This window comes from Neorhizobium sp. T25_27, from assembly GCF_002968565.1.
In the GTDB taxonomy this organism is placed as follows: domain Bacteria; phylum Pseudomonadota; class Alphaproteobacteria; order Rhizobiales; family Rhizobiaceae; genus Neorhizobium; species Neorhizobium tomejilense.
Genome location: NZ_PVBJ01000006.1, coordinates 47504 through 60986 on the forward strand (window position 1 = coordinate 47504; position 13483 = coordinate 60986).

Sequence of the window (13483 nt, forward strand, 5' to 3'; positions counted from 1 at the left end):
ATCAGGCGGCGAGCGCGGTTTCGGCGAGCGTGACCCAGTAGCTGACGCCAAAGGGAATTGCCTCGTCGTTGAAATCGTATGCAGCGTTGTGAAGGCTGGCGGTCTCGCCATTGCCGATGAAAATGAAGGCGCCGGGGCGCTTCTCCAGCATGTATGAAAAATCTTCGGCGCCCATATGCGGCGCCATGCCCGTCTGAACCGCCTTGGGGCCGGCAACCTTGGCCGCGACCTCGACGGCGAAATCCGTCTCGTTATCGTGGTTGAAGGTGACCGGATAACCGCGGCGATACATGATATCGGCCGTCGCGCCATGGGCGATCGCGGTCGATTGCGCCACTTCGCTCAGGCGCTTCTCGGCAAAATCGCGGGTTTCCGGCAGCAGCGTGCGCACCGTTCCGGCCATCTTGACATAGGCGGGGATGACGTTGCTCGCCTCGCCGCCGTGGATCGAGGCGACGGTGACGACGAGCGACTTCAGGGGATCGGTCTCGCGCGAGACGATCGACTGCAGCGCCAGCACGATATGCGAGGAGATCAGGATCGGATCGATCGAATTGTGCGGCTGTGCGGCATGGCTGCCGCGGCCGTGGACGGTGATCTCGAACGTGTCGGCGGCCGCCATGATGCCGCCCTTGCGGGTGGCGAAACTGCCGACCGGAAGCTTCGGCTCGTTATGCATGCCGTAGACTTCCTTGATGTCGAACTTCTCCATCATGCCGTCGTTGATCATCGCCAGCGCGCCCGCGCCGCCCTCTTCCGCCGGCTGGAAGATCACCGCGACCGAGCCTTTGAAATTGCGGGTCTCGGCAAGGTATTGAGCCGCGCCGAGCAGCATGGCGGTGTGGCCGTCATGGCCGCAGGAATGCGCCTTGCCGGGCGTCTTGGAAGCCCAGGGCTTGCCGGAGGTTTCGAGGATCGGCAGCGCGTCCATGTCGGCGCGGAAACCGATCACCGGCCCATCGCCCTGGCTGCCCTTGATGATGCCGACGACGCCGGTGCGGCCGATGCCGGTCTCGACGACGTCGCAACCGAATGCCTTCAGCTTCTCGGCGACGAATTTCGAGGTCTCGTGAACGTCGTAGAGCAGCTCCGGATTCTCGTGAAGATGGCGCCGCCATTCGGCGACCTGATCCTGCATTTCCGCGACGCGATTGATGACTGGCATTACGCAGACCTCATTGTTTTCTTGCTGTTTCCCACTCTGGTCGGAGCGGATATTGCGACGCGAAGACACGATTTTGCAAGCTTCAATTTTCCGGCTTGAACGGAAAATAGGCCTATGCTTAGATGGCTCAAAATTTGATCATGCTCGCCAAAAGCGGCAGGATGAAACTTGTTCTTGAAGTAGTTTCGGAGGAGGAACGGACAAGAAATACGCTGCGAAGTCAATAAGTTGAGGAAGGCGACTTCGCAGTCCCGAGGCATAAAAAGCCGGCTTGACCGGCATGCCCAACCACAACTCATAAGAGAACGATAAGGGGAATAGCAGCATGAAAAACCTCAAACTTCTTCTGGCCGGCACCGTAGCCGCCCTGGCCTTCGCAGGCTCGGCCGCCTACGCGGCCCCCGGCACTGACGGGGATCTGAAGATCCTGTTCTGGCAGGCCGTTTCAACGATGAACCCCTACCTCTCCGGCGGCACCAAGGAAGTCTACGCGTCCTCGATGGTGATCGAACCGCTCGCCCGCTACGACGAAAAGGGCGGGCTCGTGCCGACGCTGGTCACCGAGATTCCGACCGTCGAAAACGGCGGCGTCGCCAAGGACCTGATGAGCATGACCTGGAAGATCAAGCCAGGGGTCAAGTGGTCGGACGGCACGCCTTTTACCGCTGACGACGTCATCTTCACCTGGAAATACTGCATCGCGCCGGACGGCGGTTGCGCCCAGGCCGCCCAGTACGAGGGCGTCAAGAGCGTCGAGGCGCCCGATCCGCAGACGGTCAAGATCACATTCACCGAACCGAAGCCCTATCCCTACAGCGCCTTCGTCGGCGCGCAGTCGCCGGTCATCCAGAAGAAGCAGTTCGAAAACTGCGTCGGCGCCAAGGCCCCGGGCTGCACCTCCGCCAATTTCGGCCCGATCGGCACCGGTCCTTTCGTCGTCAAGGAATTCAAGCCGAACGACGTCATCACGCTGACCGCCAACACGAACTACCGCGATACGGCAAAGCCGGCCTTCGCGTCGGTCACCCTCAAGGGTGGCGGTGATGCAGCGTCGGCCGCGCGCGCCGTTCTCGAAACCGGCGAATACGACTATGCCTGGAACATGCAGGTAGAGCCGGAAATCCTCGCCAAGATGGTTGCCGCCGGCAAGGGCAAGTTGGTGACGTCCTTCGGCACGCAGGTCGAACGTATCAACCTCAACCACTACAATGCCGATCCGTCGCTTGGCGCAAAGCGTTCCACCAAGGACGCTGGCCCGCATCCGTCGCTCTCCGACCCGGCAGTCCGCCGCGCGCTTTCGCTCGCCATCGACCGCGACATCATCGTCGAGGCCGGTTACGGCGCAGCCGGCAAGGCGACCTGCAACATCGTGCCCGCACCGGCAGCAGTCGCTTCCACCAAGAACGACAGCTGGTGCCTGAAGCAGGATCTCGTGGCAGCCAACAAGCTGCTTGACGATGCCGGCTGGAAGAAGGGTCCGGATGGCATCCGCGCCAAGAACGGCGTGAAGCTCTCCTACCTCTACGCGACCTCCACCAATTCGGTTCGCCAGGCGACCCAGGAACTGGTGAAGGACATGTGGTCACAGATCGGCGTTGGTGCCGAATTGCGCAATGCCAGCGCCTCGGTCTTCTTCGGCGGCGATCCGGCAAGCCCGGACACCTTCCAGAAGTTCTATGCCGACGTCGAAATGTACACCAACAACTTCGACGGCACCGACCCGGAAAAGTATCTCGCAGAATGGCTGTGCGACAAGGTGCCTAGCCCGGCGAACGGCTGGCAGGGTCAGAACATTCCGCGTTACTGCAACCCGGCCTATGACAAGTTGCTCGGCGAGCTTTCGAAGACCGCCGAACTCGACAAGCGCTCAACGCTTGCCAAGCAGCTCAACGACATGCTGACCGAGGAAGGCGCGCATATCCCGCTCGTCCACCGCGGCAGCGTCTCCTCGCATTCTCTCAAGCTCGCCGGCGTGAAGATGAATGCGTGGGACAGCGAACTGTGGAACGTCGCCGACTGGTCGCGCGCGAAGTAATGCCGATCGCCGGGCCTGCCCCAGGGGCAGGCCCGGCGCCCGCATTTTCTTCTCCGTGCTAGTCTGGAGACTTATGCATGTTCACATACACTTTGCGGCGATTGCTCTTCGCAATCCCGACGTTGCTGATTATCAGCTTCGTCATTTTCGCGCTGCTTGATCTTGCACCCAACGATCCCACCGGCGACCTGCCGTTGACGATCCCGCCGGAGGTCCGCGAACAGATCCGCGCATCGCTCGGCCTCGATCAGCCGTTCTTCTTCCGCTACCTCTATTGGCTGCAGCAATTCTTCATCAACGAACCCCTCAACATCCTCGAACGCATGACCGGTTGGCAGTTCGGCGACGGGAACCGCATGCGGGTGCTTTCCTGGGCGACCAGAAGCCCGGTGGTCGACCTGATCGTCCAGCGCCTGCCCCAGACGCTGTGGGTCGTCGGTCTCGCCTATGTGTTCGGAGTGCTGATCGCCGTTCCGATCGGCGTCATCTCCGCCTACAAGCAGTATTCGATCTTCGACCAGATCGGCACATTCGTGTCGATGGTCGGTTATTCGGTACCGACCTTCTTCACCGGCGTGCTGCTGGTGGTGATCTTCTCCTCCTACCTGCAATGGTTCCCGTCGGTCTATGACACCAACCTTGTCGTCACCGACTTCTCGAGCTTCGTCCAGCAGATCAAGCAGATGGCCTTGCCGGTGGCGGTGCTGTCGCTCTTCAACGCGTCGCAGATCACCCGTTTCGTGCGGGCCTCGATGCTGGACAACCTGCACCAGGACTACGTGCGCACGGCGCGAGCCAAGGGCGTCAAGGAAAAATCGGTTCTGCTCATCCACGTCTTGCGCAACAGCCTGATCCCGGTCGTCACCGTGATCGCGCTCGGCGTGCCGACGATCTTCTCGGGCGCCATCATTACCGAGCAGATCTTTCGCGTGAATGGCCTAGGCCAACTTCTGATCATCGCAGTCCAGGGGGCCGATATCCCGCTCGTCCAGACCCTGACCTTCATCTTCGCGGTGCTGATCGTGCTCTTCAACCTTATCGCCGATGTGCTCTACGGCATTCTTGACCCGAGGATCCGTTATGACTGATGCGACCATCGCAACCGCGCCGCCCGCCAAGGCGGCAACTCCCACCCGATCGGCCCTTGCAGACATCTGGCGCCAGTTCCGTGCCCATAGAGGCGGCGTCGTCGGGCTTATCGTCTTTACCTTCATAGTCCTGGCGGTCTTCGTCGGCCCGTATATCCACCGCGTGGCCCCGAACGCCATCAACATCCGCGACAAGAACCAATGGCCGTCTCTGGCTCATCCGTTCGGTACCGACAACCTGGGCAAGGACATGCTTGCCCAGGTGCTTGCCGGCGGCCGCATCTCGCTTGCGGTCGGCATCACGGCCATGCTGCTGGCGCTCTTCCTCGGAACGCTGGTCGGAGTGGTTTCCGGATATATACGCAGGCTCGACGGGCCGCTGATGCGCATCACCGACCTGTTCCTGGCCTTGCCGCTGCTGCCGCTGCTGCTCGTCATCCTGATGCTGTTCCGCGATACCCTGCGGGCTGCATTCGGGCCCGAAACCGGCATCTTCATCCTGATCGTCTTCGTGATCGGGATCACCAGCTGGATGCACACCGCCCGCATCGTGCGCGGCGACGTGCTGGCCGTCAAAAGCCAGGAATTCATCCTGGCAGCGAAATCGAGCGGCATGCGGGAATATCGGATCATCCTCAAGCACATCCTGCCGAACGTGCTGAGCTCGATCATGGTTTCCGCGACATTGGGCATCGCCTCGGCGATCATCACGGAATCAGCGCTCAGCTTCCTCGGCCTCGGCTTTCCCTCGGATTTCCCGACCTGGGGACGGCTGTTGTTCGATGGGGCAAACTTCCTGCAGCTCACGCCTTCGCGCGTTTTGTGGCCGGGACTGGCAATCTCCGCCACGGTGCTCAGCGTCAACTACATGGGAGACGCTATCCGCGACGCGCTCGACCCAAGGGCACTCAAGCACTGATCTTACGGACACCGGCTCGATCCGAATGGCGGCTGCAAAGCCGCCATTTTTCATTCGGCCCAGCCCCAAAAACAGCCCTGAAAAAATTTTGAAAAAAGTTTCGAACTGCCGGAACCTATTTCCGGGGCGCTCGTTATATGAATGTTCGAAGGCGACCCCCCGTCCCCCGCCCTACAAAGCCTTCGGACATACTCTTCAATCCCCCTCGAAGAGACGAACTGGCTCGGCTCCGTCAATCGGAACCGAGCCAGCTCAGTTTTGTGGGTAGTGGGTGATGATCGCTACGACAGAGCGCGGGATTTCAGTAAATACCTTCGTCGCGAGACGTCAGGCCGACCTCGAAAACTACTCACTACGACCAATTACTACCGACTCTCTTTCAGTCCCCGCCACTCTCCAGCGGGAAGACCAGCCGATAGCTGATGCGGTCGCTGGAGATGACGTATTGCGCCTTGCCGTTGACGGAGGCCGGAACGACACGTTCCAGCACGGTGCTGCCGAAATGCGCTTTCAGCGAGTCCTCGGTATCTTCGGGACTGCGGCTGGCGTCCAGCACCTCGTCCCAGATCATTTCGAGCGAGTCATGGCCGTTGAGATGCATGCGGGTGCAGGTGACGTTGATCACCCTGCCGCTGCGCAAAAGCGAGCCGTGGCTGACAGCGTTGACGATCAGCTCATGCAGCGCCAGTCCGATATGCAGCGAGGCGTTCGGCGTCAGAAGAATATTGTCGCCGTGGACGCGCACCAGATGCTTGTTCTCTGGCAGGTATTTTTCCGTCTGCTGCTGCACCAGCTCGAAAAAGTAGGCGCCGCGCCAGCTGGAATCGGTGATCAGGTCCTGGCTCTGCGAAAGGGAATAGAGCCGCCCCCGGAACTTGTGCAGAAACAGTTCCAGCGAGCCCGAATAACGGGCCGTCTGCAGCGCGATGCTCTGGATGATGGCGAGCAGGTTCTTGGAGCGGTGGCTGACTTCCCGCAGCAGCGCACGTAGCAGCCGCTCGCGATGGCGCTCCTCGGAACGGTCGATGATCGTGGTGACGAAATGCAGGCCGCCATTGGAGAATTCCACCGTCTGGACCCGGAACTCGTAGATCTGCTCGGTGCCGATGGTAATCTCGATATGGCCCTTGCGCCCGGCTTCCGTCATGCCGTCCTTGAGGGTCGCGAGCTTTGCCCCGACCTCCTCGCCAAACAGGCTGACGTCGGTGGGTGTCCTGACATGCTCGACAGCCCAGACCTCCGGAAGATGCGTGACGAAGAGGTAGTTCCCGCCGGCGTCCTGGATCATGATGCTGGCGCCGAGATCCACGAGCGCCGGCATGAAAAATTCACGTAACTTGTCATCACTCTGACCAGCCTGCTGCCATGTCAGGGGATGCACCAAATTCCTCACTCCGTCCGCGGGCTAGCTGGGAAAACTGGGCGCCTGCCGAACGCATGGATACCCGCATTTATGAGCATGATTATCCGCCTTTTATAGGACGTCAAACGCGCCGGAACAACCCGACGACCAGCGATATCAGCAGCAGTGCGAGAAAGAGGAAAAACAGGAGCTGGGCGAGACCCGTTGCCGTTCCCGCTATGCCGCTGAAGCCGAGCGCACCGGTGACGATCGCCACGAGCAGGCAGACAAGAGCATAATACAACATGGGTTTTCCTCTTCGGATGCGCCAGAACGCCCACCTGTTGTATATTGTTCCGGCCTGCCGGCCCGACTGCCGCCGATGGGATCAAGCGGCGGCCCTGACGGCTTCGTTGAAGAACAGCGCCTGGCTGATCAAGGCCTTCACCATGTCCGGATTGAACGGCTTGGTGACCAGGAAGGCCGGTTCCGGGCGTTCGCCGGTGAGAAGCCGTTCCGGAAAGGCGGTGATGAAGATCACCGGCACGCTCGAAGACTTCAGGATTTCGTTGACCGCGTCGATCCCGGAGCTGCCGTCGGCAAGCTGGATGTCGGCCAGCACCATTTTCGGGTGCGAGGACTGGAACAGCGATACCGCTTCCTTGTGGGTACGGGCGATGCCCGTGACGCGGTGGCCGAGATCCTGCACCATCTGCTCTATGTCGAGGGCGATCAGCGGCTCGTCCTCGATGATCATGATGTCGGTTGCCACCTGCCGTGAGATTTCGCGGGTCGCGTCTTCGAGCAGGCGGTTCACCTCGGCAGTGCTGACTTCCAGGACTTCGGCGGCTTCCTCGATGCTGAAACCTTCGACCGAGACCAGCAGAAAGGCATGCCGCGACTGAGAGGGAAGCATCGAGAGATTGGCTGCCGCGCGTTGCTCCCAGGCGAACGGCGATTCGATGGGGCGAATCTCAATGTTCGTGGAACCAAAAATTGTAACAAAGAGTTTATAGAGCGAGACACGGTCCTTGGACGTTTCGGGGAATATCGAAACGTCTGCGATCAACGCTTCCAGGACCGCGGCAACATAGGCGTCTCCCGAGGTCTGTGATCCGGTGACGGCGCGAGCATACCGACGCAAATATGGAAGGTGAGACGCAACGCGTGTGGTGAGTGACATACAAAATCTCCCTCGGTGCCCAGTGGGCAATTGACCTGTTATGAACGTGGGCCTGGAAAAAAAGTTCCGCAAGAGTGGAACTTTTTTTGCCGCCAGGAATTCTTCTGCCCGACGATATCGCAACAGGCTGCCCGCGTGATGAGTGACGACGACAATAGAAAAAAAGAAGAGATGACAGCAATCCAGCCCCATGAAGTCCGACCCGGAGCGGTGCCGCCGAATGCATCCATATCCCGCAAGTTACGGGACTTCTACGACGCAGTACAGGAAGAAGGTATTCCGGATCGTTTCCTCGATCTTCTCGAACGCCTGGAACAGGCAGAGAAGAACGCTAAGCCGGTGAACGCAAAATGAGTAAGGAAGACGAGATCGACGATCGCGGCTTCAAACGCGACCTCCTCGCGTCGCTGCCCAATCTGCGCGCTTTCGCTGTATCCCTGACCGGCCGGCACGACAAGGCGGACGACCTCGTGCAGGATACGATCATGAAGGCCTGGGCGAACCAGACCAGCTTCACCGCCGGCACCAACATGCGGGCGTGGCTGTTCACCATCCTGCGCAACGAATTCTACAGCCAGATGCGCAAGCGCGGGCGCGAGGTGCAGGATAGCGATGGCCTGTTCAGCGAGCGGTTTTCGGTCCATCCGGAACAGTACGGCAGGCTCGACCTTCAGGATTTCCGCAAGGCCCTCGACAAGCTGCCCGACGATCAGCGCGAAGCGATCATCCTCGTGGGCGCTGCCGGTTTTGCCTATGAGGAAGCGGCTGCCATCTGCGGCTGCGCCGTCGGCACGATCAAGAGCCGCGTCAGCCGCGCCCGCACCCGCCTCCAGGAGCTGCTTGGCGTATCCGGCGAGGGCGATTACGGCCCGGACGCAGGCGACGCGGCGATCACCTCCCGCGCCTTCGGCAGCTAATCTTCCAGACTTGCGAAGACGCCGCTCACATCCGGGCGGCGTTTTTGACGGCGTCGACGAGGTGGTGGTCATCGAACGGTTTTGCGACGACGGCTATTCCGTCCCAACCCTTCAGACCGTCCATGTCGTCGACACTGAGCGTGGTAAAAACCAGTCCGGCCCCGCAGGCTCTCAACCGAAGCGCGGCATCCTCGCTCTCCCCACGGATCAGGGCGGAGTCGATGACGACGACGTCGAACAGACCTTGCTCCAGATCCATTGCGTATGTGCGCGGCGTAGCGATCCTGACCTCGCAGGCAAGTGCTTCGGTGAGAACGGTTTCCACTTCCATGGCCACCAGAAACTCCCGATCGACAACGAGGATTCGCAACAATTAAGTCCGCCCGAGATTCGACAACGAAAATCGGCTAGACCACCGAAAGAACGCCCAGTCATTTACAAAAGACACAGGGCGGTCACAAACCGCCTGCTATTGTTCTGGGAGGCCCTCTTTCGTCGAGAGCAGCTCCCCAGCACAACGCGAAATATGGCCGCCTGCGCGAGGCAGGCAGCCGTAGACGATCGGGCGGCCGAAAAATCCGCTACTCGGCCGGCTCGGAATCTCGGCGGCTCGAAGCGCCCATGGTTTTCGCTGCGAGGAAGCCTAGACCGCCGACCACCGCGACGAGCAGCAGCGGGCGGGATTTGACGAGCAACGGCAATGCCGTCAGAGCCGCCGTCATCATCAGCGCCTTGGAACTGTTGGAGGTTGCGGCTTCCCGTTTGCGACGCTGTTCGGCACCGTTGGCGATCACGACCCACAGATAGACGGCGAGTGCCAGCACAAGCGCGCCGCCGGCGACTGCCAGCAACGCCATCGGCGCCCCCCATATGCCGGCGAGATAGACGGCGAGCGCCGCCACCAGCAGCCCATAAGCGGTCAGCAGGAAAAGCAGCACCAGCGCGTAAAGGGCCGCGTTTCTTTTGAGCCTGCGCGTGAACGCCGCGACATCCATCGCGGCGAGCGAAGCCAACAGGGGACCAAGTCCTGCCATCATCAGCGGCGCGTCAGCAGCGCGAACAGGAAGCCGACGCCGGCGGCGATAGCGACGGCCTGGATAGGGTTGGAGCGGATCTGACGCTCCAGGTCCCTTTCCATAGACAGTGCCTGATCGCGCGCAGCTTCCACCATGTGCATCGAGGCGTCGGCGGCATCGCCGGCGACGCGGCGAGCCTTGCCCTTGTATTCGCTGGCCTTCTCGGTGCCAACCGCGGCAACGCTGCGGGTAAGCGCTGCGATATCGTCACGGAGCTGCTGAATCTGGGCTTCGACATCCTTGCTGGCTGACGAATTCTGGCCGGTGCCGTTGCGGGCGAAGTCGGTCGTGGGGTTGGCTGCGGGCATATCGGATCTCCTGTTTTGCGGACCTTAGAGGATGCGCGCCGCGGAAGGCTTTGCGCAGAATCAAACGGCGTCGGAAACGTGGAACGGGATCGGTCCCCCCAAGCGAGCGGCGCACGCCACTCACTTCACGGTTCTTGTCGCCGCCGTTGAACGCTGCAAAGGCACGATTGTTCCCCGGCACGGTTGCACCGAAGCGGAAATCACCCGGAAGATTTGGAAAACTTAAGGGGCCGGCGGCTCGGGCCAGGCGGAAACGCCCCCGGTCCATTGTTCGAAGGCCCTGGAGAGTTTCAGCACGAGCAGGTCGTCGTAGCGCGGGCCAACGATCTGCAGGCCGATCGGCATGCCGGATTTCGAAAAACCGCAGTTGATCGACGAGGCCGGCTGTTCCGACATGTTCCACGGCACGGTGAAGCCGATATGCTCGAAAGGTTTCGAAGGATCGTTGGTCGGCGAGGCCCATTCCGCCGGATAGGAAACGATCGGATTGGTCGGCGAGATCACCGCATCGACTGTGGTGAACAGCCTTCCGCAGGCCTTGCGCATCTCGATCGTCTGGTTGAAGCCGCGCACCGCCTCGACGCCGGAAATGTAAGTGCCGCCCTCCGCCCACTGGTAGATATAGGGAAGGATCAGCGCCCGGCGCTCCTCCGGCATTTTCTCGATATCGCCCCAGAAGCGCGAGCGCCAGAAACTGTCTAGCCCGTCGAGCATGATGCGGTTCATGACCGGTTCGACGGGGATGATGACCGCCCCCGCCTCCTCGAGGCGTTTGGCAGCGGCCACGACCGCATCTCGAACCTCGTCCTCGACGGCAAGGCCGATGCCGGCGTCGAGCATCAGGCCGATCTTCAGACCCCTGACGTCGACGTCGAAATCCAGCCAGTCGAAATCGTTGGGCGGCAGCGAGGTGCCGTCGCGCCAGTCGGGACGCGACAGAGTCGCCATCGAGAAGGCGGCATCTTCCACGGTGCGGGTCATCGGTCCCGCGCAGCGGCCCACATAATAGGGATCAAGCGGAATACGGCCCTGGCTCGGCTTGAAGCCGAACAGCCCTGTCCAGCCGGCCGGCAGGCGCACCGAGCCGCCGATATCCGTGCCGATATGCAGAGGGCCGAAACCGGCCGCCCCCGCAGCCGACGCGCCGGCGCTCGATCCGCCCGGGTTCTGGGTGAGATCCCAAGGATTGCGGCTGAGGCGGTGGAAGCTCGACAGGCCGGAGGAGAGCATGCCGTAGTCCGGGCAGGTGGTCTTGGCAAAGATCACCGCGCCGTCCTCCCTCATGCGCGCGGCGATGGGCGCGTCTTCCATGGCCGGCACCAGTTCGACCGCAGCGGTCCCGAGCGGCACCGGCTGCCCCTTGGTGGCGATCAGTTCCTTCAGCGTCACCGGAATGCCATCGAGCGCCCCAAGCCTCGCACCCTTCATCCAGCGACCGGTGGAGGCTGCGGCCTGCGCCCTGGCGCTGTCCGGATCGTAGAGATAGAGCGCCTGCACATGTGGCTCGAAGGCGGCGATGCGGTCCTCGACCGCCAGCCAGTATTCCGAGGGCGAGAGCTTCCTGGCCGAATAGAGATCGAGCAACTCACGGATCGTCAATTTCAAGAGGTCATTCATCGCAATATCTTCGTTTTTCGAAATCAGGAATTGTCGCGGGGATCGAGGAGGTCGCGCAGGCCGTCGCCGAGCATGTTGAGGCCGAGCACGGCGAGCGCGATGGCAAGCCCCGGCATCAGCGCCAGCCACGGTGCCTGGCCGAGGAAAGTCTGCGCGTCGGCCAGCATCCGCCCCCAGGTGGGCGTCGGCGGCGGCATGCCGAGACCGAGAAAGGAGAGGCCGGCTTCGGTGAGGATCGCGAGGCCGAGCTGGATCGTCACCTGCACGATGATCTGGTTGGAGATGTTCGGCAGCACGTGCACGAGCGTGATCTTGGCTTTCGGGCGGCCCATGCTGACGGCGGCGGTGACATAATCCCGCGTCCAGATCTGCAGGGCAGCGCCGAGCGCAAGCCGCGCAAAGACCGGCACCATGAACACGCCGATGGCGATGATCGCCGTGAACCGGCCCGAGCCGATGAAGGCGCCGAGCATCATCGCCGAGAGGATTGGCGGAACGGCGAAGATGATGTCGCAGCCACGCATGACGACGAGTTCCAGCCAGCCCCGCCGCATGGCGACGACGACGCCGATGGCCGTGCCGACGCTTGCGCCGAGAAGCACCGCGAGAATGGAGGTCGACAGCGAATTCCAGGCTCCGACCATCAGCATCGAGGCGACGTCGCGGCCGAACTGGTCGGTGCCGAGGAGGCCGAAATCGAGGGGAGCCTTGAGTTTGTGGACGATGTTCATTTTCGTCGGCGGGAACGGCGTCCAGACAAGCGACAGCAGCGCCACGGCAAACAGCACCAGCGTGATGACGAGCCCGATGAGGAAGACAGGGCGGCGAAGCAGTTTCCTCATTGCGCACCGGCCCTGAGGCGCGGATCGACGACCAGGTAGGCGAGATCCACCAGGAAATTCATCAGGATCACCAGGGCCGAGAAGAACAGCACGACATCCTGCATGACGATGATGTCGCGCTGGGAGAGCGCCTGATAGGCAAGCCGCCCGAGGCCCGGCAGGTTGAAGACGTTCTCGACCAGCACCGCGCCGGCGATAAGGAAGGTGAATTGCAGGCCGAGCATGGTGAACACCGGCACCAGTGCGTTCGGGACGGCGTGCCGCCAGATGGCGATGCCCTCGCTCAGGCCCTTGGCGCGGGCGGTGCGCACGAAATCCTCGTTCATCACCTCCAGAACCGCGGCCCGCGCCACGCGCGTCAGCACGCCGGCCTGCGGCAGGGCGAGCGCCACGGCCGGCAGGAGGAGCGCCTTGAGGCCAGCAAGAAACCCGGCATCCCAGCCGGGAAACCCGCCGGCCGGCATCCAGCCGAGCATGGTGGAGAACAGGATGATCAGCAGCAGCCCGACCCAGAAGGCCGGCACCGCGATGCTGATATAGGAGAACAATCCGGCGATGAAATCAAAAGGCCCGTTGTGCTTGCGCGCCGCCTGAACGCCGAGCGGGATGGCGATCGCCACCGAGAGCACGATGGCGATCAGCGCCAGCGGCAGGGTGACGGCAAGCCGTTCGCCGATCAGCCCCGCAACCGGCACGCCATAGGTATAGGACTGCCCGAGATCGCCCCGAAAGACCCCGGCGAGCCAGGCGAGATAGCGCACGGGGAGCGGCTGGTCGAGACCCAGCTGTTTCTGCAGCGCCGCGAGCGTTTCCGGGCTCGCCGAGGTGCCGAGCATGATCGCCGCCGGATCGCCGGGCAGCAGGTCCATGACGGTGAAGATCAGCAACGAGACGATGAGCAGCGTCACGGCAAGGCTCAAGGTTCGGCGGATGACGATGGAGATCATCGGTTCATCACCTCCCTCTTCTCCCCCACGGGGAGAAGTGCCGA

At 61.9% G+C, this 13483-nt stretch carries 15 protein-coding genes; 5 read left to right on the forward strand and 10 right to left on the reverse strand.

The features are described 5' to 3' along the window. Window position 1: 1 nt before the first annotated feature. Complete coding sequence (locus C5J24_RS17885; RefSeq protein ID WP_105419740.1) at window positions 2-1165, reverse strand: M20 aminoacylase family protein; 1164 nt, start codon at window positions 1163-1165, stop codon at window positions 2-4. 325 nt (window positions 1166-1490) lie between these two features. Between C5J24_RS17885 and C5J24_RS17890 the strand changes: the two genes are divergently transcribed. The 3 genes from C5J24_RS17890 to C5J24_RS17900 all read left to right on the forward strand — a co-directional run bounded on the left by C5J24_RS17890 (window position 1491) and on the right by C5J24_RS17900 (window position 5207). After that, window positions 1491-3200 carry a peptide ABC transporter substrate-binding protein gene (locus C5J24_RS17890; RefSeq protein ID WP_105419742.1) on the forward strand — a complete coding sequence of 570 codons (1710 nt, stop codon included), beginning with the start codon at window positions 1491-1493 and terminating at the stop codon, window positions 3198-3200. Window positions 3201-3277: 77 nt separating this feature from the next. Beyond that, window positions 3278-4288: an ABC transporter permease gene (locus C5J24_RS17895; RefSeq protein WP_046604447.1), complete on the forward strand. Its 1011-nt coding sequence runs from the start codon at window positions 3278-3280 to the stop codon at window positions 4286-4288. After that, the gene (locus tag C5J24_RS17900; RefSeq protein ID WP_046668344.1) at window positions 4281-5207 is read left to right on the forward strand and encodes an ABC transporter permease; all 927 of its coding nucleotides are present in this window, start codon (window positions 4281-4283) and stop codon (window positions 5205-5207) included. Before C5J24_RS17895 ends, C5J24_RS17900 begins: the two co-directional genes overlap by 8 nt. A gap of 379 nt (window positions 5208-5586) precedes the next feature. Here the strand turns inward: C5J24_RS17900 and C5J24_RS17905 are convergent, their stop codons facing one another. From C5J24_RS17905 to C5J24_RS17915, 3 genes are all read right to left on the reverse strand, one after another. Next, window positions 5587-6528: a sensor histidine kinase gene (locus tag C5J24_RS17905; protein WP_245446686.1), complete on the reverse strand. Its 942-nt coding sequence runs from the start codon at window positions 6526-6528 to the stop codon at window positions 5587-5589. A 163-nt stretch (window positions 6529-6691) separates the two neighbouring features. Further along, window positions 6692-6856 carry a DUF1328 domain-containing protein gene (locus tag C5J24_RS17910; protein WP_105400063.1) on the reverse strand — a complete coding sequence of 55 codons (165 nt, stop codon included), beginning with the start codon at window positions 6854-6856 and terminating at the stop codon, window positions 6692-6694. A gap of 81 nt (window positions 6857-6937) precedes the next feature. Next, window positions 6938-7732: a response regulator gene (locus C5J24_RS17915; RefSeq protein WP_105400062.1), complete on the reverse strand. Its 795-nt coding sequence runs from the start codon at window positions 7730-7732 to the stop codon at window positions 6938-6940. 171 nt (window positions 7733-7903) lie between these two features. Here C5J24_RS17915 and C5J24_RS17920 point away from each other — a divergent pair, with 171 nt between their 5' ends. Together C5J24_RS17920 and C5J24_RS17925 are read left to right on the forward strand one after the other, a co-directional pair. Then, window positions 7904-8086, forward strand: coding sequence for a NepR family anti-sigma factor (locus tag C5J24_RS17920; protein ID WP_105400872.1), 183 nt, complete (start codon window positions 7904-7906; stop codon window positions 8084-8086). After that, window positions 8083-8649, forward strand: a complete 567-nt coding sequence (locus tag C5J24_RS17925) for an RNA polymerase sigma factor (RefSeq protein ID WP_037077490.1) — start codon at window positions 8083-8085, stop codon at window positions 8647-8649. Before C5J24_RS17920 ends, C5J24_RS17925 begins: the two co-directional genes overlap by 4 nt. Window positions 8650-8674: 25 nt before the next feature. Here the strand turns inward: C5J24_RS17925 and C5J24_RS17930 are convergent, their stop codons facing one another. The 6 genes from C5J24_RS17930 to C5J24_RS17955 form a co-directional block, all read right to left on the reverse strand. Beyond that, entirely contained in the window at window positions 8675-8986 is a 312-nt protein-coding gene (locus tag C5J24_RS17930; protein ID WP_172724029.1) for a hypothetical protein, read from the reverse strand. Window positions 8987-9230: 244 nt separating this feature from the next. Then, complete coding sequence (locus C5J24_RS17935; protein WP_172724030.1) at window positions 9231-9686, reverse strand: hypothetical protein; 456 nt, start codon at window positions 9684-9686, stop codon at window positions 9231-9233. Continuing rightward, on the reverse strand, window positions 9686-10033 hold the full coding sequence (locus tag C5J24_RS17940; RefSeq protein WP_105400059.1) for a YqjD family protein: 348 nt from the start codon (window positions 10031-10033) through the stop codon (window positions 9686-9688). The genes C5J24_RS17935 and C5J24_RS17940 overlap by 1 nt, the downstream gene beginning before the upstream one ends. 222 nt (window positions 10034-10255) lie before the next feature. Next, window positions 10256-11650 (reverse strand): amidase, encoded by a 1395-nt coding sequence (locus C5J24_RS17945; RefSeq protein ID WP_105419750.1) that lies wholly within the window; start codon window positions 11648-11650, stop codon window positions 10256-10258. A gap of 23 nt (window positions 11651-11673) precedes the next feature. Next, on the reverse strand, window positions 11674-12492 hold the full coding sequence (locus C5J24_RS17950) for an ABC transporter permease (RefSeq protein ID WP_105400056.1): 819 nt from the start codon (window positions 12490-12492) through the stop codon (window positions 11674-11676). Further along, entirely contained in the window at window positions 12489-13439 is a 951-nt protein-coding gene (locus C5J24_RS17955) for an ABC transporter permease (protein WP_105419752.1), read from the reverse strand. Before C5J24_RS17955 ends, C5J24_RS17950 begins: the two co-directional genes overlap by 4 nt. Window positions 13440-13483 lie beyond the last annotated feature (44 nt).

What these genes read in the sequence shown, in the direction of transcription:
- C5J24_RS17885 (WP_105419740.1), bottom strand. Translation starts at nt 1,165, where the DNA reads ATGCCAGTCATCAATCGCGTCGCGGAAATGCAGGATCAGGTCGCCGAA.
- C5J24_RS17950 (WP_105400056.1), bottom strand. Translation starts at nt 12,492, where the DNA reads ATGAGGAAACTGCTTCGCCGCCCTGTCTTCCTCATCGGGCTCGTCATC.
- C5J24_RS17925 (WP_037077490.1), top strand. Translation starts at nt 8,083, where the DNA reads ATGAGTAAGGAAGACGAGATCGACGATCGCGGCTTCAAACGCGACCTC.
- C5J24_RS17915 (WP_105400062.1), bottom strand. Translation starts at nt 7,732, where the DNA reads ATGTCACTCACCACACGCGTTGCGTCTCACCTTCCATATTTGCGTCGG.
- C5J24_RS17945 (WP_105419750.1), bottom strand. Translation starts at nt 11,650, where the DNA reads ATGAATGACCTCTTGAAATTGACGATCCGTGAGTTGCTCGATCTCTAT.
- C5J24_RS17910 (WP_105400063.1), bottom strand. Translation starts at nt 6,856, where the DNA reads ATGTTGTATTATGCTCTTGTCTGCCTGCTCGTGGCGATCGTCACCGGT.
- C5J24_RS17935 (WP_172724030.1), bottom strand. Translation starts at nt 9,686, where the DNA reads ATGATGGCAGGACTTGGTCCCCTGTTGGCTTCGCTCGCCGCGATGGAT.
- C5J24_RS17890 (WP_105419742.1), top strand. Translation starts at nt 1,491, where the DNA reads ATGAAAAACCTCAAACTTCTTCTGGCCGGCACCGTAGCCGCCCTGGCC.
- C5J24_RS17905 (WP_245446686.1), bottom strand. Translation starts at nt 6,528, where the DNA reads ATGCCGGCGCTCGTGGATCTCGGCGCCAGCATCATGATCCAGGACGCC.
- C5J24_RS17895 (WP_046604447.1), top strand. Translation starts at nt 3,278, where the DNA reads ATGTTCACATACACTTTGCGGCGATTGCTCTTCGCAATCCCGACGTTG.
- C5J24_RS17920 (WP_105400872.1), top strand. Translation starts at nt 7,904, where the DNA reads ATGACAGCAATCCAGCCCCATGAAGTCCGACCCGGAGCGGTGCCGCCG.
- C5J24_RS17955 (WP_105419752.1), bottom strand. Translation starts at nt 13,439, where the DNA reads ATGATCTCCATCGTCATCCGCCGAACCTTGAGCCTTGCCGTGACGCTG.
- C5J24_RS17900 (WP_046668344.1), top strand. Translation starts at nt 4,281, where the DNA reads ATGACTGATGCGACCATCGCAACCGCGCCGCCCGCCAAGGCGGCAACT.
- C5J24_RS17940 (WP_105400059.1), bottom strand. Translation starts at nt 10,033, where the DNA reads ATGCCCGCAGCCAACCCCACGACCGACTTCGCCCGCAACGGCACCGGC.